The organism is Clostridium bowmanii, from assembly GCF_018861315.1.
Taxonomy (GTDB): domain Bacteria; phylum Bacillota; class Clostridia; order Clostridiales; family Clostridiaceae; genus Clostridium_AD; species Clostridium_AD bowmanii.
The window spans coordinates 105796-128967 of record NZ_JAHLDL010000003.1 but is presented as its reverse complement, the minus strand read 5'-3'; the positions used below and the strand labels follow the sequence as shown (position 1 = coordinate 128967).

Here is a 23172-nt window from a genome sequence, read left to right as displayed (position 1 = left end):
AAGAATAAGAAAAGAAGATGCCACTCAAGTGGCAAGGGGCAAGTTTAAAATGTAATTTTAAGAGTTAGGCATTTTAATCTGAAAATGATTGGAAGTACCTGACTTTTTTCTTTGTTTATCTTTATACATGTTCTTATCAGCAGTATTAATAAGTTGCCTGGTTACTCCTAGGGAGGTTTCTGAAAAAGAATATCCTATAGAAACTTCTACTTTATGCTTAGGATTACGTTTGTTTTGTTGCTTTATCGATTCACATATAAATAAGAATAATAGCTTTACTTTGATAAGAGATGTATCTTTAATGATTACTACAAACTCGTCTCCACCTGACCTACAGATAACTGAGTTATCAGTAAAGCTGCTTTTTAATATATTAAAAGCGTTTACTATTAATTTATCTCCAAACTCATGCCCAATATTATCATTAGTTACTTTTAAATTGTCCAAGTCACAAAATAGAATGCCTATGGGAAGGTCTTTCTCAGTATCTAAGATATGTATTTCCTTTTCAAGATAATGTCTATTATATGCTCCAGTTAAACTATCGTAATAACTTAATCGTTCCAGCTTTTTTTCTAGCAGCTTTTTATCTGTAACGTCTCGATTAAAACCTTCTTGTGCAACGAGTACACCATTTTCATCATATATAGGAGTGCAATAATCATCTAGCCAAACATAATGTCCATCTTTATGCTGAAATCTGCAAGGAATAGGTTTAGAAAAATCAAGGTCATTATTCATTTTTCTTATAAGAATATTAGAGTCATCAGGATGAACAATATTAAATATAAGTGTTGAATCAATTAAGTTTTCCTCAGCACTATATCCTAAGATCCTTTTTACAGATTGGCTTAGATATGTAAATTTAAATGCAGGAATTAATTCTACTCTATATATAAGATCTCTTGATCGTTCAAACATTTGACTCGTCATTTTTTCATGACTATCAGATTTATGATACCAAGAAATATCAATCAAGGATAGTCTATATCCAACTATATTTTTCTTGTCATCTACTCTTGGAGAACCCGCAAGATCAACGGGGATAATTTTATTATCCTTTGTTATCACTGAGGATTTTAGGTTTGCTACAGATATAGATTTATTGGGAAGTGTGGATAGAATATCTCGGATACTTTTATCTAACAAATCTGGCATAGTATAGCCTAGTAAATTGGAACAATTTCCGCTGATAAATGTTATTAACTCATTATCATCAATCTCAATATATATTTCTCTTAAAAAACTAACTGTATTATCATTATGATCATAACCCATTTAAATTCTCCTTTATATAATTGTTAAAATATCCTTTTATAGTATTTATTATGATGCTACTTTTTATTATATATCATATTAAAAAGATAGTACATCCTATTGAGCTAGGTTACAAATAATAAGAGAAGCATTATAAAAGATAAGATGTGGTGCAGATGTAGAATATGGTACAATGTTACATATAATAGGAATGAATATTGAGTGTAATCTCCATATATAAGGATTTTATTTAGAAAGGTGGGCTAATATTGTTAAAAAGGTGTATTATGATTTTTCCTAAATTGGACAATGTACGAATAGTAGATAAACTACGACAGAAATACGACCCTCTTGCCGGCCATGTAAAACCACACATAACTCTTGTTTTTCCCTTTGATAGTGAGATAGAAACTAAAGAATTAAAAGAACATCTTTCAACTGTTTTATCTAAAATTACTTCCTTTGAAGTTATTCTTAGTGGAGTTACACCTACTAATGCCTTTGGAAGATATCTGTTTTTAAATATACAAAAGGGTGGTAACGAAATTGTTGAATTGCATAAAAAATTGTATACAGGCATTTTACAAAGTTATTACCCAAAATGGCTAAAAAGTAAAGTGTTCCTTCCTCATATGACCCTTGGAAACTTTGATAATGATAAAGACTTTGCAGTGGCAATTAATGAAACCAGAAATATTAATGATTCATTTAAATGTACTGTTAATGAAGTAACTGTAGAAATTATTGATGAAAATGAAGATTCAATAATAGAGCTAAATATTGCTTTGAAATAAAAAAATAATGAGATGAGGGGGATATATATGAGTACAAATTTACGGAGTCACATTTTAAAAGAGATACAATTAAAAAAAGGTCAGAAGTTAATATTAAGAAAACCTATAATAGAGGATGCTGAAGAAATGATTCAATATCTTAATATTGTTGGTGGAGAAAGTGACAACTTATTATTTGGGAAAGATGAATTTCACCTTACTGTTCAGCAAGAAATTGAACATATAAAAGATATAAGTAATAGTGCTAATACACTTATGGTGTTAGGAATTATAGACAATAAGATTGTTAGTATCGCACAGATTAGTAGCTCTAGTAGGAAAAGAATAGCCCATAACAGTGAAATTTCTATTTCTGTTAAAAATGATTATTGGAGAAATGGCATTGGATGTACTGTAATGGACGAACTTATAAGGTTTGCAAAGGAAAGTGGTACAATAAAAAACATAAATCTAGGTGTTAAAACAAGTAATATTAATGCAATTAGCATGTATGAGAAATTTGGATTTGAAAAAGTCGGAGTTCATAAAAATAACTTCAATGTAAATGGTAATTTTGATGACGAGATACTTATGGATTTATATATTTAGGGTTTGGGAGGATGATGAATTCTTTCCAGAAACAAAAATAAGGATAATTTGGTAATAGAATTTAAGGACACTGATGGAAATGATGTTGAAGCTTATTGTAGAATTCTTGTAGAGGAGAATGAGTTAGTTTCCTATAATGAGAATGAGGGGGCATAATGATTAATATAGGTAAAAGAATAATGGTAGTAGGATCACCAGGTAGTGGTAAGAGTACATTTTCAAGAAAACTAACAGAGATAACGGGCCTCCCGCTAATTCATCTGGATAAAGAATTTTGGAAAAATGGCTGGATTGAAACCCCAAGGGCAGAGTGGATAAAAAAACAAAAGGGTTTTTTATCAGGATCTGAGTGGATAGTAGATGGTAATTATGGTGGTACTATGGATATTCGTCTTGAAAAAGCGGATACAGTGATTTGTTTTAAATTAAGTAGAGCAGTATGTTTGCAGAGTTATTTCAAAAGGGTTATAACAAATATAGGCAAAGTAAGACCAGATATGCCAGAAGGTTGTCCTGAAAAATTCGATTTTGAATTTATGAAATATATTTGGAACTTCCCTAAAAAATCAGGACAGGTAAACATTAATAGACTACAAAAAAATAAGGGCAAACAAATAATAATGTTTAAAAATAGAAGAGAAGCAAGGAAGTTTATTACAGAAATTTCTAATAAGTTCTAGTAACAAATACTTGGTTATTTTTAACCGAGTATTTGTTATATGTAAGGAATAATTATTAGTAGAATTAATAGAAATAGCCTCGAAGCATAGAAGCACAATGCCCCTACAAGGGTTGAAACTAAAGACTCAACGTAAGAAAATCCTTTAGACATATATTTGTAACACAAAGTGTGCTAGAATAAGGAATATAAAGCATGAAAATTACTAATTGATAAAACATTTGTTGAGTATATAAATAAAACAAATTGGAATAGGGGGCAAAATATAATGGATTTAATAAAAGAAATATATGAAAAAGATATTGGTTATAATTATGAATATACAGATATTAAATATAAGCTAAGGAAGGCATCAAGATCAATTGTACTAAATGATTCACAGGAGATAGCATTATTATTTGTATCAAAAAATAACTATCACAAGCTCCCAGGCGGTGGCTTTGAAGCAGGCGAGGATATAGAAACCGCTTTAAATCGCGAGATTATGGAAGAAGCAGGAGTTAATATTAATGTGATGGGTGAAATTGGTACAATAATAGAATATAGAAATAAGCATAAATTATTACAAATATCCTACTGCTATTATTCTGAAGTAAAAGGAGCTATTAAAGAGCCATCATTTACAGATGAGGAAATAAATAGTGGGTTTAAATTAAAATGGGTTTCACTCAAGAAAGCTATTTCTATTCTTGAAAATGATACACCAGATAATTATCTGGGCAAATTCATTCAGATAAGAGATTTACTGTTTTTAAAGCGTGCAGAATGTCTTTTAAGCAACAACAATATATAATAATTATTAGAATTCAATATTATTTTATAAGAGTCAGGGGATGGATGAAAATTGAAGATATACATAACAAGACATGGAGCAACACAGTGGAATAATGAAGGCAGAATGCAGGGTTGGCAAGATTCTAGTTTAACTCAAACAGGCATTGATAATGCTAAAAAGCTAGGTGAGAGTTTGCAAGATATAGACTTTGATTATATTTATAGCAGTCCACTGGGTCGAGCTTATGATACAGCAAAATACATTAGAGGGAATAAAAATACGGAAATAATTAAAGTTGAAGATTTAAAAGAAATGGGATTTGGTATATGGGAAGGCATGGATAATGAAAAAGTACAAGAATTATATCCCACCCAGCAATTTAATTTTTGGAAAAAGCCTCACTTGTATGAATCTATAGATGGAGAAAGCTTCAATGAATTAATTCACAGGGTAAAAAAGGTTTTATATGATATTATAAATAATTGTACTGGTGAAAACATCTTAATAGTAACTCATACAGCTGTAATAAAGGCAATGTATTCAATAATTAAAGATTATTCTATTGAAGATTTTTGGTGTAACCCCTTTATGTATGATACATGTTTAACAGTACTCGAAGTTGGAGATAAGAAAATTGAAATCATCTTAGAGGCTGATATTTCACATTTGGATTAGACTATATTAGTTAAACCACAACAAATCAATTATTAATGTTTTAATTTTGAAACAATCATTCCTTTTTAATTAATAATATACTTATTTTTACAAGGAAAGATACTATAAAGCTAACATATGGGGAATGTATGTAGTACGTGAATTTCGCCAAACTGGTATTGGTAAGTTATTACTGGCTGAATTATTTGGGTCTCAAAATGATTTAATTAATCATTTTGAGACCCTTCTTTTTTAAATTTTAAAACCATTGTGCAATTTTTACATAATTAACTACATCTTTTGTACTTCAGACATTGGTCCTTCAATTATTATAGGATTTTTAGATGGATTTAACCATTTTAAGGTACGTATTACATTTTCTTGAGCTGCTGCAGTGCAGCCTGCAGTTCCACTGCCTTCACCAGACCATACATGAAAGAATATAGCTGAACCTTTTGATGGTACTCTCTCAGAAGTATTATAGTTTATTACAAAACCATAATTATACTGGGGGATATACATCTTTTCAGCAGAATTCCATCTGCCATTAATAGGCCCTTGTTGCCAAGTATTGTACAATGGCGAATTAACATCATCTACCCAAAAATCATTAGAGGTAGATTGCTTATAGTCCATTGAAGTACCAGGATTTGAATTTTTACCAAAGGTAGTACCCAATGAAAAAATACCTATTGGTGAATGTCCATCACCTTCTGATTTAGCATAAGCAAAACCTGTTCTGCCTATATTGCCATCATAAGTGTCAACTTGTTTCCAAGCTCCATTAACATTTTCAAATGTTGTAATGGTAGCATTTACAGTGCCAAAATCGTTAGTAGTAACAACTATAGCTTGCTTTGCATTTCCTTTTCCATTTATCCTGTCTATCAATAATTCGGATTTTGGTTTAGGTTCTGCAGGGGTAACTGCTAACTTGTCTTTATTACTAGAGCTTGTCTCATTTCTAGAAGAAACTTCTTGTTTTTTTGCCTCTTTTTGTTTTTTCTGTTCAGCTTGTGCTTCAAGTTTTTTATGTGCTTCAAGTTTTTTATGAACTTCTAATTTTTTTTGATCTTCCAACTTTTTTTGATCCTCCAATTTTTGTTGTTTCTCTAGTCTATGCTGCTCGTCAAGTTGTTTAGTATCTTTATTAACTGAAACTATAGTAGCATTTTGAAGCTGATTTTTCGCAACAGTGGAATTCGATTTAACAAATGTCACAATGGCAATTGTGGCAACTAATATAAACATAAAAAAAATTATATATACTCTTCTAGATAATTTCATAGACATCTCCTTAAAAAGTGGTTTTTATTAGAAAAAACGTGATAAAATATAATAATAATAGACAACTCGTATAACTGTAATTGTCCATAAATGATATTATAGCATATTGTAACGTTTACTTAACAGGTATTTTGACGAAATATGTCTTATTATATATATTTATATATAATAAGGACTAATAATATAGAGAAAATAAAATATTTTTAACGGTATGCTGAATGAACATATATTGTAGGTTCTGGCATGCTTGAAACTGCTAACAAATTTAATCCGGGAAAATCAGTACCATTAGGGGGAGAAAAAATGGAATATAAAATTGAAGAAATGATGGATTTAGACTGGAATCAGGTAGCAAATATCTATTTGGAAGGTATTCAGACGGGAATAGCGACATTTCAAAGCGAAGTACCTACATATGAAAACTGGAATAATAGCCACATAAGTTCATGTAGATTAGTTGCTCGATGTGGTGATAATATATTGGGGTGGGCAGTTCTTAGTCCAACCTCAAGTAGACGTGTTTATGAGGGGGTAGCAGAAGTAAGTATATATATTGGTGAAAGATATAAGGGAAAGGGAGTAGGAAAGGCTATTATAAGTGATTTAATTAAAGTATCAGAAAAAAATGGCTTTTGGACTTTGCAGTCTGGAATTATTAAATCGAATGTTTCAAGCATAGCCTTGCATAAAAAGTGTGGATTTAGAGAAGTTGGTATTAGAGAAAAGGTTGGTAAAATGAATAATGAAAATTGGCTAGATATAGTTTTAATGGAACGTAGAAGCACCATAGTAGGTATAAATTAAAGAAGGCAAAAGAAGGTGACACCCACGTGGAAATTGGCAAGTTGGACAATCAGGCGCTGTCCATATAGCAAATGGTAACTTATAAAATAAGCAAAAGGAGAGAAAAGAATGGAAGAGAAAGTCCACGATTTATCAATATCACAAATGCTCCAAATGTCCCATTGTTTTCCTCAAGTTGTTTCCTATATAATAAAAAACACTTTACATTTAATCTATATAGTGATAATATGAATCTTAATTTAATAAATCAATTAGTTCTCATCAAGAGAGGTAGAGGGACTGGCCCTATGACACCTCGGCAACCGTCAGATTTCATTAGTCTGAAAAGGTGCTAATTCCTGCGCTAAGTTCCTTAGAACTTGGCGGAAGATGAGAGAGGTGCCTTTGAATATTTATACCTCTTTCATCATTATATTTTGATGGAAGAGGTTTTTTGTTTTTAAATGTATTTATGAAGTTGTGAATATTGCAACTTGGAAGATGATGAATATTTATGTAATTGATGATTTTAGATAAACTTAAAGTAAAATTGAATATTCTCTTATCAAGAGAGGTGGAGGGACTGGCCCTATGAAACCCGACAACCAGTATCATATTTATGATACATGGTGTTAAATCCTGCAGCAATGCTGCGAGATAAGAATAAGTTTGGCGATAGAGCTCAAGTTTATTCTTGGGTTCTATTTTTTTTTAGGCAAAAGATTGTTAAGGGTAACGTTTGAGTTGTAGCACAAGTTATAAATTATAAAAGGAGAAGGGATATTATGATTAAGGTTTGTGACGTAAGTAAAAGTTTTTCAGGGGAGAAGGTATTAAATGGTGTCTCTTTTACAGTGAATGAAGGTGATATTTACGGTGTTATAGGTCATAGTGGTGCTGGTAAATCTACTTTGCTTAGATGTTTTAACGGCCTTGAATCCTATGATACAGGCACCATTAATATAATGGGAAAAGAAGTAAAGCAGCTGAGTTCCAAAGAACTTCGAGAATTCAGAAAAAATGTGGGCATTATATTTCAAAGCTTTAATCTAATTAATAGAAAAAATGTTTTTGAAAATATATCATTTCCACTAGAAGTATGGGGAAATGATAAAAATTTTATTAAAAAAAGAGTGGATGGCTTAATAGATTTAGTAGGACTTAATGATAAAGTAAATAGCAATGTACAAGAACTAAGTGGAGGTCAAAAGCAAAGAGTTGGAATCGCTAGAGCATTGGCACTTAACCCGAAAATATTGCTTTGTGATGAAGCTACCTCGGCGCTAGACCCTAAAACCACAAAATCCATATTGGAGCTTCTAAAAGATATTAATAAAAAATTCAATATAACAATTATTGTAGTTACTCATCAAATGGAGGTGATAAAAGAGATTTGCAATAAATTTATTCTTTTAGAAGGGGGAGAGATCAAAAGCAGTGGAATTACTGATGAATTGTTTGTTAGGCCAACGAAAGAAATGAAAACACTTATTGGTGAGGAAGAATTATTACCTAGCACGGGCTATAATATTAAGATATTTTTTCCTAAAGAAATTAGCCAAAGTTGCATAATAACTTCTATAGCCAGGGAGTTAAATATTGATTTTTCAATAGTCTGGGGGAGGCTTGAAAAATTCAGAGATAACGTAATGGGCAGTCTAATAATAAATGCAAGTGAAGAAAATAAGGGGAAAATATTAAACTATTTAAATGAAAAATCTATAGATTGGGAGGTCATTGATTATTTAGTTAAGCATGAGCAATATAAAGGGGCTTAATACTTGATAACTATTAAGTGCTAATAAGGAATATGAGGGGGTCTTATAAATGATATTTAAAGATGTTTTAATGCCAGCACTAATAGACACTGTATATATGGTAGCAGTATCCACGATTTTTACATTAATTTTAGGATTTATATCAGCAGTGGGACTTGTTATAAGTAGCCCTAAAGGACTATGGCCAAATGTTATAATTTACAAAACTTTAAATTTTGTAATAAATGTACTTAGGTCTTTTCCATTTATTATATTAATGATTTCTATATTCCCTTTAACAAAGTTTATTGCTGGGACAACCATAGGTACTAACGCAGCTATAGTTCCATTAACTTTTGGAGCAGCTCCTTTTGCTGCAAGAATAATAGAATCCGCATTACTTGAAGTGGATTACGGTATCATTGAAGCGGCTAAATCTGTTGGCGCCAAAACTCATCAAATTATATTTGGGGTTATGTTAAAAGAGGCAATGCCCTCTATAGTTCTTGGAGTTACACTAACTGTAATAAATATTATAGGTTACTCAGCTATGGCTGGCACCGTAGGCGGAGGAGGCCTTGGAGATGTGGCTGTAAAATATGGGTATTATAGATTTAAAACAGATATCATGATATACACAGTAATTATATTAATTGCAGTGGTTCAAATAATTCAAGCCTCAGGAAATTTATTGTACAGAAAAATGATTAAATAGATTTGAAAATTAAGGAGGAAATTAAAATGAAAAAAATATTAAGTATATTATTAACAACTGCTGTGATTTTAACATTAAGTGGCTGTGGAGCAAAAAAAGAGGTGGCAACAACTGCAAAGGTAACTGCTGAGAAAAAAATAATCAAAGTCGGTGCTTCACCAGTACCTCATAGTGAAATATTAGGGGTGGTAAAGCCACTGCTAGCAAAGAAAGGATATGCCCTCGAAATAATAGAATTTAATGATTATGTAACACCTAACACTGCTTTAGCTGAAGGACAATTAGATGCAAATTTCTTTCAACATATACCATATTTGCAATCATTCAGTAAAGAAAGAAATTTAGATCTTGATTATACTGTAAAAGTTCAAATTGAACCTATGGGTCTGTACTCCAGTAAATACAAAAAACTTAGTGAAATAAAAAGTGGAGCTGAAATAGCTATTCCAAACGATGCTACAAATGGAGCAAGAGCACTTAGAGTACTTGAAAAGGCAGGGCTTCTAAAATTAAAGAGCGGAGAGCTTATTTCCAAACTCGATATTACAGAAAATCCAAAGAAACTTAAAATAACTGAAATAGATGCGCCTCAACTTCCAAGAGTTTTAAATGAAGTAGATGCAGCGGTTATAAACTCAAACTTTGCCATAGAAGCTAAATTAAATCTAGAGGATGCACTAGCTGTTGAAGCAAAAGATTCACCTTATGCTAATGTGCTGGCGGTTAGAAAAGAAGATAAAAACAAGGATTATATACAAGCCTTATCAAAGGCATTAAATTCGCCAGAAGTTAAAAAATTTATTGAAGATAAGTATAAAGGCGCTATAATTCCTGCTTTTTAGGTGCCGCCTTAAGATGAGGTGAAACCACATGGCAAGTGGGGAATGACAAAGTACGAAGAAGAATGTAGATTATTAAAACCTATATTCTTCTTTTTTATTCTATAATAATCTATAAAATTTAAACGATGTTCATATCTTTTGACCTTATATGAGCTTATTGCCTATGTTGTTGGTGTATAATTATATAAAGCTTGTAAAATTTTTTAAGGCAACAGAATATATTGGAGGAAATTAATATCTGATTTGCTGTGATTACATATAGTGTACAACAACAACGAGGAGGAATTTATATCTTACAAAAGGAAAATAACAATTATATTCTATATTTTTCGGAATTTGAAGTTAAAAAAATATTTAAAGTAGACAATTATTGCAGTGCGGGGGTTAAAAAATGAATGTATTATTTGAAGCAATAAATAGATTTTTTGACTTTATAGTTCCTATTGCAGATTTTTTGTGGGAATTCCCAACCAACATTGAGTGGTATGCAAACATTCCCGTTTTAGGTGGATTTGCTCTTGCGGTTATTTTACTTTTAGGAACGGGAATTTATCTTACATTTAAAACTGGATTTGTTCAAGTTATGGCATTTAAAAAAGGAATCAAAATTCTTGCTGAGAAGAAAACCTCAGATACGGGAATTAGCCCCTTAGCTTCATTTTTGCTAAGTTCTGCTATGAGAGTGGGACCCGGTAATATTATGGGAGTTACAGGAGCGATATCTGTTGGTGGACCAGGTGCACTATTTTGGATGTGGGTTTCAGCATTTTTTGGAATGTCCACAGCTTTTATTGAATCAACCCTTGCACAGATCTTCAAAGAGAAGAATGGAAAAGAGTACGTAGGAGGACTTCCTTTTTATGGACAAAAGATTTTAGGTAATAAGCGTTGGGTAGGAGTGATATTATCTTCACTTTTTATAATATATGCACTCTTTGTTATACCATCTCAAGCCTTTCATTTATTTACAAGCTTTGGTTCAATAGCTGACACTATAGCTGGTAAATCCTTTGGACGTCAATCTACTGTTTATTATGGTATAGCTATAGTATTAATAATTACTGTGCTTTTAACCGTAATCGGAGGAATTAAAAGAGTTACTGCTGTTACGGATGTATTGGTTCCTATTATGGCAGTTATTTATACAGTCATAGTTCTTCTGATTATAATAGTTAACATAGATAAAGTTCCATATTTCTTTAAAGAAGTATTTGGTGGAGCATTTAAGCCAAATGCAATATTTGGTGGGGCCTTTGGTGTGGCACTGGCTCAAGGAATTAAGAGAGGACTTATGTCCAATGAAGCTGGTCAAGGTACAATTACAATGGCAGCAGCTACAGCGGAGAATAATCATCCTGCAGAACAAGGATTTGTACAAGCATTAGGTGTTTTTCTTGATACAATGATAATATGTAGTATGACTGGCTTTCTTATTGTTATGGCACATGTTTGGACAGGCACTGCTGGAGTTGCGTGGGATAGTATACAAGCCTCTAAACTTACAGTTTATCTATCCTCAGTAAAATACTTAGTTCCAGGTACTTCCTTAGATGGGATAGTCACAATTATTGTTTCATTATGCTATGGGATGTTTGCATTTACAACACTACTGGGTTTAATATTGTTTGCAGAAGTCTCTGCAAATCTAATCTCCAGAAATAAGAAATTCATCATGAGCATACGTTTGGTAGGTGCATTGTTCTTTGTTCCATTTGGAGCACTTACGGTTCTTGCAGGTTTGGAACTTAAAAACTTATGGTACATAGGTGACTTTGTAAATATTGTTCTAGTTTATGTAAATGTACCGATTATATTAATCGGATCTAACATCGCCTTAAAAGCATTGAAAAATTATAAAAAAACCGATGGATCTAAGTTTAAGTCAAAATCTATTGGTGTCCATAGTGAATTTTGGAAATAGGGGACTTGTGCTACTTCAGTTATAGGTGAAACCACAGGGCAGGTGGCAAGTTTGAAATAGAAAATCATGACACCTTCCTCGTGGTAATTGGAAAGTTTAGAATAAGATATACCGTTGGCAAAATAAGTAACTTTTTTGTGAATAACAGGATTTAAAAGAGGAAAAGTATAGTATTTAGAGAATACTTAAGATGTATAATTCTTTTCTCTTATGAGAAAAAACAGGAGGTATTTTATGAAAATGTTAAAAGGTACGAAAACTGCTGAAAATCTTATGAAATCATTCGCTGGTGAATCACAAGCTAGAAATAGATACACTTATTATGCGTCTGTAGCTAAAAAAGAAGGATATGTACAAATATCTAACATATTTACAGAAACAGCAGGAAATGAGAAAGAGCATGCTGAAAGATTTTTTAAATTTTTAAGCACAAGTTTAAATGGAGAAGTAGTAGAAATTAATGCAACTTATCCTGTAGGTTTATCAGATACAAAAGCAAATTTATTATGGGCAGCAAATGGAGAAAAAGAAGAGTGGTCAGAACTTTATCCAGAATTTGCAAAAGTAGCAGAAGAAGAAGGATTCCCTGATGTTGCATTTGTTTATAGAAAAATCGTTGAAGTTGAAAAACATCATGATGAAAGATATAGAAAATTATTAAGTAATATAGAAACTAATACAGTATACAAAAAAGATACAGTAGTTAATTGGAAATGTAGTAATTGTGGATATATTTTTGAGGGAAAAAGTGCCCCAGAAGTATGCCCAGCTTGTGCACATCCAAAGGCATATTTTGAATTGCTATGTGAAAATTATTAATAAAGCAGAAGGGAAATGGATTAATAATAAAATAATCCATTTCCCATTCTTTTGCTACAGAATATATACTATTTTAATTAATAATGATGAACTTATCAATCAAGCTATTAATAAGCAACAAGTTGTAATATATAAGCAATCAGTGTAAAATATGTAGCATGTAGAATTAAAAAACTAGAGCGGCGTTAGGGTGGGATTACATGGATATTCCAGAAAATTATTTAAGTCTGACAACCTGTTTAGTTATGGGCGCAGTTATGTACATGAAAAGAGGGAGTTTTAAATGCCAGAATGGCTTTTGAAAAAAGATGATTATGTTCCTTCAAAGGAAAAAAATACTTTTATTAATAAGAGTATTCTATCTATTTTAAAGATGTTAACAAAATTCAAATATAATGCAAAACATAAATCTAGTAGATTTGGGATAAACACCATAACTAAATTTGTATCAACGATTATATTAATAATACTTGTAGCACTTTCAAGAAATCTTGGGTTTATTCTAATAGTAGACGTGTATTTACTACTCATTATTAGTATGTTGAAAGCAGAAGAAATAGTGCACATAATTAAATTGGCAGTAGTAGTAACAATTTTTACAATAATTATTATCATACCTTCTTTTCTTATGGGAAACGTAAATAATAGTATACTGATTGTAATTAAAACATTAACCACTGTAACAGCGGTTAATATTACATCTGCCATTACACAATGGAATGATATAACTAAGACGTTAAAACTGTTCTTTATCCCTGACATATTTATCTTAGTTTTGGATATCACTATAAAGTACATAGTTATTTTTGGAGAATTTTCTTTAAATATGCTTTATGCACTTAAATTAAGGTCTGTAGGAAAAAACAAAAACAAAACAACCTCACTATCAGGGATTATAGGCACTATGTTTATAAAGTCAAAAGAAATGGCTGAGGAAATGTATGGAGCTATGGAGTGTAGAGGATTCACTGGGGAATATAAATTACATAGTAAGTACAAATTTAGATTAAATGATATCTTATGTTTTATAATTAATATAGGGTTTATAGCTTCATATTTTTATTTTGTTAGGGCGTGATTTTGTTGATCGGAATGAAAAATATTTATTACTCATATGACAGCGGTGCACCGGCACTTAAAAATGTTAGTTTGAAAATTATGCCTGGTGAATCTGTGGCTTTTATAGGACCAAATGGAAGTGGGAAATCTACACTTATGAAATTAATTAATGGACTAGTGAGTCCGAGTAGTGGAAGCTACAGTTTTGAGGATTTAGAAATAACTTCAAAATATCTTAAGAATGATCTACTTTTAAAGAGCTTTCATAAGAAAATTGGCTTTGTATTTCAAAATTCAGAAGTACAACTATTTTGCTCAAATGTATATGAAGAAATAGCCTTTGGAGTAAGGCAAATGGGAATGCCTGAAGGTGAAGTTCAGGAAAAGGTGGAAGATATTTTAAAGTTACTAAAGGTTGAACACCTGAAACACAGACAGCCTTACCACTTAAGTGGAGGAGAAAAAAGGAAAATCGCTATAGCTTCGGTACTAGTGATGAATCCTCAGGTGCTTGTTTTTGATGAACCTATGAATGGGCTTGATCCTGAGTCGAAAAGGTTTTTAAGAGAACTCATGATTTCACTAAATGAGGCTGGAAAGACAATCTTATGTTCAACTCATGATTTCGAGTATGTAAAAGATGTGTTTAAGAGAGTTGTAGTATTTTCAAAGGATCATACCATTATAAGAGACGGTAGCTACAAAGAAATAATGGAAGATAAAGAGTTTTTGATTAAAAATAATATAATATAAAAAAATAAGTGCTATCCAAGTGGCAAGGTTCTAACTTGCCACTTGGATAGCACTTTATTTTTGTAAACTATCAATATATTTTACCATTTTAGATTGATTTTCCACCAATATTTTTTGGTTTTGGATTAATATACCCATTTTATTCCCAAAAGTAAGAGTCTGTGCATGAGCGATGATGTTATCTTTGGATATCTTATTTTCTATTAATTCATGTAATAAATCCTCTTCAATATCATTAAAAATCTCACCTTGTTCTAATATTTCATTTACAATTTTTTCAGTATCTAATTTTTTAACTTCCAAATTAAGGGACTCCCAATGCTTTACTAAAAGTATTATACACTACTTTAGATTTTTTACATAGGACATTTGATCCTATAATTATAAATAATTTAGGGTTGGCCAACATGCCACTTGCCATATGGCAATTTATCTTTTTTTTAGAAAAGTAGTTGACAAATAGGCGGTTTTGGAATACTATGCTTATATACCCATATAGGCATATAAGCGCGGTATTATTTATTTAAAGGATGTGAAATGGATGGAAAAATTAATAAACTTATTTAAAGTACTATCAGATGAAACACGTATGAGGATTTTAGTATTGCTATATCATAAAAAGCTTTGTGTATGCCAGATTCAAGGAATATTAGAGGAAGGGCAGCCTAAAATTTCAAAGCACCTAGGCAAACTTCGAGATATGGGCTTTGTAAAAGATGAAAGGCAAGAACAATTTATTTACTACTACATAGATAAGGATAATGAACTTCTTAATGACATACTTAAGAAAATAATTTTAAATATAGAAAATTACGATATCATAAAAAATGATTTAGAAACCCTTCAAAAAGGTGATGAATATACGGAAATGTTAAAAAATAAATGTACTCCCAGCAGTTAACGTAAGTTTAGCAATGAAGATTATAAACGGCAGCGAAGGTTATAATCAAATTTCATATTAATAAAAAATATTATACAGGTAGGTGACAAGAATGAATGTAATATCACAAATATTTAGTTGGGTAAATAACGAGATTTTGAAAATGACTTGGCTTTCAAATCTTATTAAAAGGCTTGTAGAAAACGTATTTGGACTATCAATCAAAGAAAGATTAGGAGGCAGTGTACACTTTTTCATTTATGACACTATAAAGATATTTATACTGTTATCAGTGTTGATTTTCCTTATATCTTATATTCAAAGTTATTTTCCACCGGAAAGAACAAAAAAACTACTTGGAAATATTAAGGGTATCAAGGGGAATATACTAGGAGCATTGCTTGGAACTATTACACCCTTTTGTAGCTGTTCTAGTATTCCAATATTTATAGGATTTAACGCAGCAGGACTACCCCTTGGAATAACTTTTTCCTTCCTTATATCTTCACCGCTTGTAGATTTGGCATCATTATTAATTTTAATGTCTTTCTTTGGTGCTAAGATCGCTATTACCTATGTTGTTGTAGGACTAATTTTAGCAGTAGTAGGTGGAACTATTATTGATAAATTAGGGCTTGAAAATTATGTAGAAGGATATGTAAAAGAAATAGAAAATGTAGATGTGGAAATAATTGAAATGACAAGAGAAGAGAGAATATCTTATTCTAAAGAGCAGGTTAAAGATGTATTTCGTAAGGTTTGGATATATGTTTTAATCGGTGTTGGCATCGGGGCTGCAATCCACAATTGGATACCACAATCAATAATAGAAACTGTAGTTGGGAATAATAATCCTTTTGCAGTATTACTAGCTACCGCAGTAGGTATACCAATGTATGCTGACATATTTGGTACCTTACCAATAGCAGAAGCACTATTTGGTAAAGGAGTAGGAATTGGTACAGTATTATCCTTTATGATGGCAGTAACTGCACTTTCGCTTCCATCAATAATCATGCTTAGTAAAGTTGTTAAGCCTAAACTACTGGCTATATTTGTAGCGATAGTTGCAACAGGCATAATTATAATAGGATATCTATTTAATGCATTTTCATTTTTATTAGTTTAGTACTACAATAAAATAATAACATTGTGTTTTTAAAATGCACAATAACATAAAACAAGGGGGATAATAACTAATAATTATTATCTACCAAAAATATACAAGGAGGATTTATTATGATAATTAAAGTTTTAGGTTCAGGATGTTCAAGTTGCAAGAAATTAGAGGAAAACACAAGAAAGGCAGTAGAGGAGTTAGGTATTGAGGCTACTATAGAAAAAGTTGAAGACTTTAAAAAAATTATGGCTTATGGAGTTATGAAAACTCCTGCTTTAGTAGTAGATGAAAAAGTTAAGATAATGGGAAGAGTGCCATCAGCTGAGGAAATTAAGAAATATTTATAATAAGTAAAGAAAATTTAATTAGGTATTAATAACAAGGAGTTAACATTTAGTTTACTCCTTGTTATTTCCATTTTTGGAGGATAACACATTGAAAGTTATCTATGTATAAATATATCCTATGATACATAGATTTATATAAATGTATGAGAAATGGAGTGTGTTTTTAATGGATGAAAGAAAGAGTGAAAAGTTCTCTAAAAATAGGGCTAAAATAATTATACCTGTGCTTATAGTTATAGCAATAGGAGCAATATGGTATTTTAAAAACTTTAATAAAACACCAATTGCTAAAGATGATAATTCCGATTTTGCCCTACACGTGACCGGCAGACTGGATCTTAAACAACTTAAATCCTATGAAATACCTATTATGATTGATTTTGGTGCGGATTCCTGTATTCCTTGTAAGGAAATGTCTCCTGTTTTAAAGGCACTTAATGAAGAACTCCGTGGGAAAGTAATCATAAAATTTGTTGATGTAGGTCAGTACCAAAGTTTAGCAAATGATTATCCTATTAGTGTAATTCCAACACAAGTTTTTATAGATAAGGATGGTAAACCTTATACTCCTAAAAATGCAGAAGCCTCACAAATGAAAATATATGATTCTAAAGAAACAGATGAGCATGTATTTACTACTCATGAGGGTGGCATGACTAAGGATCAAATCCTACAGGTATTAAAGGAGATGGGTGTAGAATGATTAATGATTGGTTAGGTATATTATCAAAGCTTATTTCTCAGAGCTTTTGGCTTGCACCTTTAATTGCACTCCTTGCAGGTGTATTAACATCATTTACCCCATGTGCGCTTACAAGTGTACCACTTGTAATTGGCTACGTAGGTGGTGTTGGGAACAATGATACAAAAAGAGCATTTAAATTATCAATTGTTTTTGCTACTGGGATGGCGCTTACTTTTACCATTCTCGGCACTATGGCATCTATTCTAGGCAAACTTATGGGAACATCAAGCTCCTTATGGTATATTGCACTAGGTATTTTAATGGTGCTTATGGCACTTCAAGTTTGGGAGGTATATAGTTTTATACCATCAATCTCTTTAGGGAGTAAGAAACCTAAAAAAGGTTATCCGGGAGCTTTTTTAGCAGGAATTTTAGGAGGTGTATTTTCATCGCCCTGTGCGACTCCAGTACTTGTAGTCTTGCTTTCCATAGTAGCAAAAGAAGGGAATATTGCAAGAGGGGTACTGCTTTTACTATTATATTCAATAGGACATAGTGTTCTAGTTATAATAGCAGGAACATCAATGGGATTTGTAACTAAGCTTACATCTAGCAATAAATATGGTGACCTTAGTAAGGTTCTAAAATATATTATGGGCACCGCTATTCTTCTAATTGCTTTTTATATGTTTTATTTGGGGTTTTAGAAGTCTTTAGATATAATCTAAGTTGGATTGTAACAAATGGATTTAATTTCACTTAAGCATGTTATGTAATATTATGGAATTCATAAGAGAATATAATGATATGCTGTTGACAAAACAGGTAGTTAATATTACAATATGAGTATAAACAAATATACGAATATACGAATATACGAATATACGAATATACAAATTATGTTTGAAAACTAAAAATACTACATATAACAAATAAAAGGAGGATTATTTTATGAAACCCAAAGTAGCATTTATATGTGTTCACAATTCATGCAGGTCACAGATGGCAGAGGCACTGGGAAAACTATTCGCATCAGAGGTGTTTGAATCTTTTTCTGCAGGTACCGAAACTAAGCCTCAAATTAACCAAGATGCGGTGAGAATAATAAAGGATTTATATAGTTTAGACATGAATGAAATTCACAGATCAAAATTAATTGATGATATACCAGAAGCTGATATTGTAATAAAAATGGGATGTAATGTAGTTTGCCCAATAATGGCTCATAGGCATGAAGAAGATTGGGGACTAGATGATCCTACTGGAAAATCTGATGAGGAATTTATAAAGACAGCAAAAATAATAGAAGGAAAGGTAAAAGATTTAAAGAAAAGAATAGAAAATAATAAAATTGATTTAAGTGGAGAACTTGAGTGGTAATTGTAACAAATGTGCTTTAAAGGCATAGTATATGAGCATATGAGTATATAAAAATATAGGAGGTGAAAATAGTGGTTGATATATTTAAAGCATTAGCAGAGGAAAATAGACTTCGTATATTGGCATTGCTTATGGTAGATGAAATGTGCGTATGTGAAATTGAGAATTGTCTAAATATGAATCAATCCAATGTTTCCAGACATTTAACGGCGCTTAGAAGGTGTGGAATACTTGAGGGCTATAAAAAAGCACAGTGGGTGTACTACAAAATAAACAATAATTTTATAGAAAAAAATCCTGATTTATATGCTTATTTGACAAAGGAACTTAAACAATTAGCTTCTTACAATAGCGATTGCGAAAAAATGGCATCATCAAAACTTCAATGTTTATGTGATGTGAAAATTAAAGAATAATTTATAAGATTTTAAACAAAGTAAGGGGTGATTAATTATGAGTGAAATTAAAAAACCAGATATGGGATTTTTTTCAAAAGTATTTAACAGTTTGGGTAGCAACTTGTATGGTAGTAAGTGTACTCATTGGTAAATTTATTCCAGTAATTCCGGAATTCTTAAATCAGTTTGAGTACGCGAAGGTTTCCATTCCTACCGCTATACTTATTTGGGTAATGATTTATCCAATGATGATGAAGGTAGACTTCCAAAGCATTAAGAATGTTAGGAAAGAGCCAAAAGGCTTGTATATAACATGGATAACAAATTGGCTTATAAAACCATTTACAATGTATGTAATATCTTCATTTTTCTTTTTTGTTGTATTCAAAGCATTTATAGCACCAGAACTGGCTACTCAATATCTTGCAGGAACCATATTGCTCGGAGCCGCTCCCTGCACTGCCATGGTATTTGTTTGGAGCACTCTTACAAAGGGGAATCCCGCTTATACTGTTGTACAAGTAGCCACAAATGATTTAATCATACTAGTTGCATTTATACCTATAGTGAAACTTCTGCTTGGTGTCAGTAGCATTGTGGTTCCCTGGAGTACACTAATTCTATCGGTGGTTTTATTTGTTGTTATTCCTTTGGCCGCGGGCATTTTGACTAGAATTATGATGACAAAGAAAAGAGGCCTAGAGTATTTTGAAAATACTTTTCTCCATAAGTTTGATAATGCAACAACTGTTGGATTATTACTCATATTGGTATTGTTATTTTCATTTCAAGGTGAAATCATTTTAAACAATCCATTGCACATTTTACTTATTTCTGTGCCACTAACTATACAAACATTTTTGATTTTCTTTATTGCTTATTTAGCATGTAGAAAGCTAAAACTAACACATGATATTGCTGCACCTGCTGGAATGATTGGAGCATCAAACTTTTTTGAACTATCGGTTGCGGTTGCCATTGCACTGGGATTATCTGCAAAAGGTAAAAAGGTACATCTTACCACAACTGACCCTGCAGCTCATCTTAAATTTGTTATTAATGAGAGTAGCAACATCACTATGAGTCACATTGATGAGCAGGTTGAACTTGAAAAATATAAGCAGGAGGTGCTTTTAAAGGCAAGAGAAACCATGGCTGATGAAGATATAGAATATGTTGAAGAGGATCTTCGTTCTCCATGTACACAAGAAATAGCAGTGTTTAGAGCCTTTGCTGAGATAGGAGACAAGTCGGAGGAGCAAATTGTTGTTATAGACACCGCTCCAACAGGACATACTTTGCTGCTATTTGATTCCACCCAAAGCTATAATAAGAAAATTAAGCGCTATCAGGGAGATATCCCGGAATCTACGAAAAAACTGTTGCCAAGGCTTCGTAATGCTGATGAAACTGAAGTCATTATTGTAACTCTAGCGGAAGCTACACCTGTATATGAAGCAATGCGTCTCGAGGAAGATTTAATACGTGCAAAAATATCAACAAAATGGTGGGTTATTAATTCATCACTTTAAGCCACTGGTACTACAAATAAATTGCTGGCTGCAAAGGCAAGTAATGAAATTGAATGGATTAAAAAGGTTGATGCACATGCAAAGGGTAAATTTGCAGTAATAGCTTGGAGCCCTGATGAAATTAAAGGTGATAAGTTAAAAAATTTATTGGTGTAAAACTATTTAAACATATTAATAAATATGTTTTATGGGTATGTGAATATTATGAAAGATGACATAAAATAAAGATAATAGAAAAGAAATATAAATTTCTTTAATAGCACTCGACAGTTAGATAAAGTTTTCTAACTATTGGGTGCCTTTTACATTTTAAAAAAGGAAAAGTGAGAATACAGTTCATAAAATATAGAAACAAATTTTTATACTTAATGTAAAAAAAATATTAAAAAGTAAAAAAAATATAAAAATTACATATTAAATAAGATTTGTTCTTGAATTTAGCTGTAAAATAGTGGTACAATAAAAACATTGGGTTGTAAGCAGTAAATTAACAACGTTTACATTGCGTAAATAAATATAAACACATAAATTTGTTATGATATAGGGGGGATTGGGTTGCGTAAAAGAATATTATCATTGTTATTAATACTTGGGTTAGTTACTACAACGAGTATAACCGCATTTGCAGAACCATTATCAGATAGTTTAGTAAATCAAAATGAAGTATATAAGCAAGCACAAAACAAGGTTGAGGATATAGAAATTTCTATTGAAAAATTAGATTCAGATATAGAAAAAATCATGATACAAGTTGATCAAGCAAAAGTAAAAATGGGTAAAACTCAACTGGAAATAGAAAAATCTAAAAAAGATATACAAGATGCAGAGGATAATATTCTAGAAGAAGAAGACTTATTCAACAAGAGAATGCGAAGCATGTATATTAATGGTGTGGATAGTTACATAGAAGTTTTATTAGATTCAGAGGGTATAGAAGACTTAATTTCAAGAGTTGAAAACATAAAAAAGATTGTGGAATATGATAATGATATTATTGGAGGATTAACAGATAAGAAAGATGAAATTGAAGATCAAAAGGAAATACTTGAAAATGAAAAAACTAAGCTAGCACTTTTGACAACTGATAATGAAGTCAAAATAAGTAGCCTTAAAGATAAAAAGCAAAAACAAATTGTATTAAATGAGGAAGCTAAAAAGCAACGACGATTATATGCTGGTATGGTTAGTGAGGGACAAGCCATTGTCAATATTTCTATGAATCAAATAAATGCAGTAAAAGCGGATTCGCCTAAGTATACCTTATCTAGAGGAGCGACATCACTTAGCTCTAACTCTATAGTTGCTTATGCAAGTAATTTTCTAGGAACACCATATGCTTGGGGTGGCAATGGTCCTAGTAATTTTGATTGTTCTGGTTTTGTAAAATATGTGTATGCTCATTTTGGAGTGTCAATAGGTAGATCTACATCTGATCAAATAAATGATGGGTCCTATGTATCTAGAGAAAATTTGCAGCCGGGAGATTTAATTTTCTTTGGTTCATCCTCAGATCCTCATCATGTGGGAATGTATGTAGGCAATAACTCATATATTCATTCGCCAAGTACTGGAGATGTAGTTAAAATATCAGCACTTACAAGAAACGATTACATTGGTGCAAGAAGAGTTAAGTAGTTTTAAATGTGGACAGACTATTTGAAATAGCCTGTCCTTTGTACGTTCATCCTTATTTTAAGGATGAATAAATAATCCTCAAAACTTTTTTACTTTATAATCAAATATAATTAATTGTAATGTGGTATAATTAAGTTTCGTTAGTATAAAAGTAAGCTTGTTTAATTTATTTTTTATTTTAAGCGTTTAGGGGTGTAAGAACATGTTATAAAATTAATAGTGAAATAAAGAGTGTGATGTTTACATAACAATCACTACTTTAAAATATAGGTTTACTAAAAAATAAATTCAAGAAAGGATAAGTAAATGAGTGGAAACATCAAAGCCGATGAAATTATGACAGTAAGTGAAGTTGCAACATACTTTAAAATTAGTGAAGTAACTTGTTATAAATTGGTGCAAAGCGGTAAGATACCAGCCTTTAAAATCGGGCGTAATTGGAGAGTGAAAAAAAGTAATTTAAATGAACTATTGGAAAAATTACAACAGGGAGAAAGAATATAAGGGAGGCA

The 23172-nt window shown here is 31.4% G+C and carries 27 protein-coding genes and 2 riboswitches; of the genes, 24 read left to right on the top strand and 3 right to left on the bottom strand.

The window, feature by feature from the left end; genetic code table 11:
• Positions 1–57 precede the first annotated feature (57 nt).
• Positions 58–1278, bottom strand: coding sequence for a sensor domain-containing diguanylate cyclase (locus KPL51_RS02930; protein ID WP_216157092.1), 1221 nt, complete (start codon positions 1276–1278; stop codon positions 58–60).
• A gap of 248 nt (positions 1279–1526) precedes the next feature.
• Between KPL51_RS02930 and KPL51_RS02925 the strand changes: the two genes are divergently transcribed.
• The 5 genes from KPL51_RS02925 to KPL51_RS02905 all read left to right on the top strand — a co-directional run bounded on the left by KPL51_RS02925 (position 1527) and on the right by KPL51_RS02905 (position 4768).
• Positions 1527–2051: a 2'-5' RNA ligase family protein gene (locus tag KPL51_RS02925; protein ID WP_216157089.1), complete on the top strand. Its 525-nt coding sequence runs from the start codon at positions 1527–1529 to the stop codon at positions 2049–2051.
• A gap of 27 nt (positions 2052–2078) precedes the next feature.
• The gene (locus tag KPL51_RS02920) at positions 2079–2639 is read left to right on the top strand and encodes a GNAT family N-acetyltransferase (RefSeq protein WP_216157086.1); all 561 of its coding nucleotides are present in this window, start codon (positions 2079–2081) and stop codon (positions 2637–2639) included.
• A 155-nt stretch (positions 2640–2794) separates the two neighbouring features.
• Positions 2795–3319, top strand: a complete 525-nt coding sequence (locus KPL51_RS02915; protein WP_216157083.1) for a DNA topology modulation protein — start codon at positions 2795–2797, stop codon at positions 3317–3319.
• A gap of 267 nt (positions 3320–3586) precedes the next feature.
• Positions 3587–4111 (top strand): NUDIX domain-containing protein, encoded by a 525-nt coding sequence (locus KPL51_RS02910; protein WP_216157080.1) that lies wholly within the window; start codon positions 3587–3589, stop codon positions 4109–4111.
• A gap of 51 nt (positions 4112–4162) precedes the next feature.
• Positions 4163–4768, top strand: coding sequence for a histidine phosphatase family protein (locus KPL51_RS02905; protein WP_216157077.1), 606 nt, complete (start codon positions 4163–4165; stop codon positions 4766–4768).
• Positions 4769–5038: 270 nt separating this feature from the next.
• On the opposite strand, the gene KPL51_RS02900 is transcribed toward KPL51_RS02905, so the two are convergent.
• Entirely contained in the window at positions 5039–6034 is a 996-nt protein-coding gene (locus KPL51_RS02900) for a L,D-transpeptidase family protein (protein WP_216157073.1), read from the bottom strand.
• A gap of 303 nt (positions 6035–6337) precedes the next feature.
• Here KPL51_RS02900 and KPL51_RS02895 point away from each other — a divergent pair, with 303 nt between their 5' ends.
• From KPL51_RS02895 to KPL51_RS02860, 8 genes are all read left to right on the top strand, one after another.
• Positions 6338–6838 (top strand): GNAT family N-acetyltransferase, encoded by a 501-nt coding sequence (locus KPL51_RS02895; protein WP_216157069.1) that lies wholly within the window; start codon positions 6338–6340, stop codon positions 6836–6838.
• 255 nt (positions 6839–7093) lie between these two features.
• A riboswitch (SAM riboswitch) is annotated at positions 7094–7214 on the top strand.
• 162 nt (positions 7215–7376) lie between these two features.
• Positions 7377–7481, top strand: a riboswitch (SAM riboswitch).
• Positions 7482–7602: 121 nt separating this feature from the next.
• The gene (locus tag KPL51_RS02890) at positions 7603–8595 is read left to right on the top strand and encodes a methionine ABC transporter ATP-binding protein (protein ID WP_216157066.1); all 993 of its coding nucleotides are present in this window, start codon (positions 7603–7605) and stop codon (positions 8593–8595) included.
• Between the two features lie 52 nt (positions 8596–8647).
• Complete coding sequence (locus KPL51_RS02885; RefSeq protein ID WP_216157417.1) at positions 8648–9289, top strand: methionine ABC transporter permease; 642 nt, start codon at positions 8648–8650, stop codon at positions 9287–9289.
• A 26-nt stretch (positions 9290–9315) separates the two neighbouring features.
• Positions 9316–10131 carry a MetQ/NlpA family ABC transporter substrate-binding protein gene (locus KPL51_RS02880; protein ID WP_216157063.1) on the top strand — a complete coding sequence of 272 codons (816 nt, stop codon included), beginning with the start codon at positions 9316–9318 and terminating at the stop codon, positions 10129–10131.
• Positions 10132–10522: 391 nt separating this feature from the next.
• The gene (locus KPL51_RS02875) at positions 10523–12052 is read left to right on the top strand and encodes an alanine/glycine:cation symporter family protein (protein ID WP_216157060.1); all 1530 of its coding nucleotides are present in this window, start codon (positions 10523–10525) and stop codon (positions 12050–12052) included.
• A gap of 234 nt (positions 12053–12286) precedes the next feature.
• Positions 12287–12871 (top strand): rubrerythrin, encoded by a 585-nt coding sequence (rbr, locus tag KPL51_RS02870; RefSeq protein WP_216157057.1) that lies wholly within the window; start codon positions 12287–12289, stop codon positions 12869–12871.
• Between the two features lie 283 nt (positions 12872–13154).
• On the top strand, positions 13155–13949 hold the full coding sequence (locus tag KPL51_RS02865; protein ID WP_216157054.1) for an energy-coupling factor transporter transmembrane component T: 795 nt from the start codon (positions 13155–13157) through the stop codon (positions 13947–13949).
• Between the two features lie 5 nt (positions 13950–13954).
• Positions 13955–14683 (top strand): energy-coupling factor ABC transporter ATP-binding protein, encoded by a 729-nt coding sequence (locus tag KPL51_RS02860; RefSeq protein ID WP_216157052.1) that lies wholly within the window; start codon positions 13955–13957, stop codon positions 14681–14683.
• A gap of 54 nt (positions 14684–14737) precedes the next feature.
• Here KPL51_RS02860 and KPL51_RS02855 read toward each other — a convergent pair whose 3' ends face one another.
• Positions 14738–14986 (bottom strand): hypothetical protein, encoded by a 249-nt coding sequence (locus KPL51_RS02855; RefSeq protein WP_216157049.1) that lies wholly within the window; start codon positions 14984–14986, stop codon positions 14738–14740.
• Positions 14987–15224: 238 nt separating this feature from the next.
• Here KPL51_RS02855 and KPL51_RS02850 point away from each other — a divergent pair, with 238 nt between their 5' ends.
• The 11 genes from KPL51_RS02850 (at position 15225) to KPL51_RS02805 (ending at position 23164) form a co-directional block, all read left to right on the top strand.
• A complete protein-coding gene (locus tag KPL51_RS02850) occupies positions 15225–15584 on the top strand; it encodes an ArsR/SmtB family transcription factor (RefSeq protein WP_216157046.1) in 360 nt (119 codons plus the stop codon).
• 91 nt (positions 15585–15675) lie between these two features.
• On the top strand, positions 15676–16692 hold the full coding sequence (locus KPL51_RS02845; RefSeq protein ID WP_216157043.1) for a permease: 1017 nt from the start codon (positions 15676–15678) through the stop codon (positions 16690–16692).
• A 110-nt stretch (positions 16693–16802) separates the two neighbouring features.
• Positions 16803–17030: a thioredoxin family protein gene (locus KPL51_RS02840; protein WP_216157039.1), complete on the top strand. Its 228-nt coding sequence runs from the start codon at positions 16803–16805 to the stop codon at positions 17028–17030.
• A 166-nt stretch (positions 17031–17196) separates the two neighbouring features.
• The gene (locus KPL51_RS02835) at positions 17197–17733 is read left to right on the top strand and encodes a thioredoxin family protein (protein ID WP_216157037.1); all 537 of its coding nucleotides are present in this window, start codon (positions 17197–17199) and stop codon (positions 17731–17733) included.
• On the top strand, positions 17730–18422 hold the full coding sequence (locus tag KPL51_RS02830; protein WP_216157034.1) for a cytochrome c biogenesis CcdA family protein: 693 nt from the start codon (positions 17730–17732) through the stop codon (positions 18420–18422). The genes KPL51_RS02835 and KPL51_RS02830 overlap by 4 nt, the downstream gene beginning before the upstream one ends.
• A 244-nt stretch (positions 18423–18666) precedes the next feature.
• On the top strand, positions 18667–19095 hold the full coding sequence (locus KPL51_RS02825) for an arsenate reductase/protein-tyrosine-phosphatase family protein (protein ID WP_216157032.1): 429 nt from the start codon (positions 18667–18669) through the stop codon (positions 19093–19095).
• A 71-nt stretch (positions 19096–19166) separates the two neighbouring features.
• The gene (locus tag KPL51_RS02820) at positions 19167–19511 is read left to right on the top strand and encodes an ArsR/SmtB family transcription factor (protein ID WP_216157029.1); all 345 of its coding nucleotides are present in this window, start codon (positions 19167–19169) and stop codon (positions 19509–19511) included.
• Positions 19512–19552: 41 nt separating this feature from the next.
• Complete coding sequence (gene arsB, locus KPL51_RS23920) at positions 19553–21025, top strand: ACR3 family arsenite efflux transporter (RefSeq protein ID WP_224853624.1); 1473 nt, start codon at positions 19553–19555, stop codon at positions 21023–21025.
• A 21-nt stretch (positions 21026–21046) separates the two neighbouring features.
• The gene (locus KPL51_RS24245) at positions 21047–21181 is read left to right on the top strand and encodes a hypothetical protein (RefSeq protein ID WP_312888333.1); all 135 of its coding nucleotides are present in this window, start codon (positions 21047–21049) and stop codon (positions 21179–21181) included.
• A 399-nt stretch (positions 21182–21580) separates the two neighbouring features.
• Positions 21581–22660, top strand: a complete 1080-nt coding sequence (locus KPL51_RS02810) for a C40 family peptidase (protein WP_216157026.1) — start codon at positions 21581–21583, stop codon at positions 22658–22660.
• A 306-nt stretch (positions 22661–22966) separates the two neighbouring features.
• Positions 22967–23164, top strand: a complete 198-nt coding sequence (locus tag KPL51_RS02805) for a helix-turn-helix domain-containing protein (protein WP_216157022.1) — start codon at positions 22967–22969, stop codon at positions 23162–23164.
• Positions 23165–23172 lie beyond the last annotated feature (8 nt).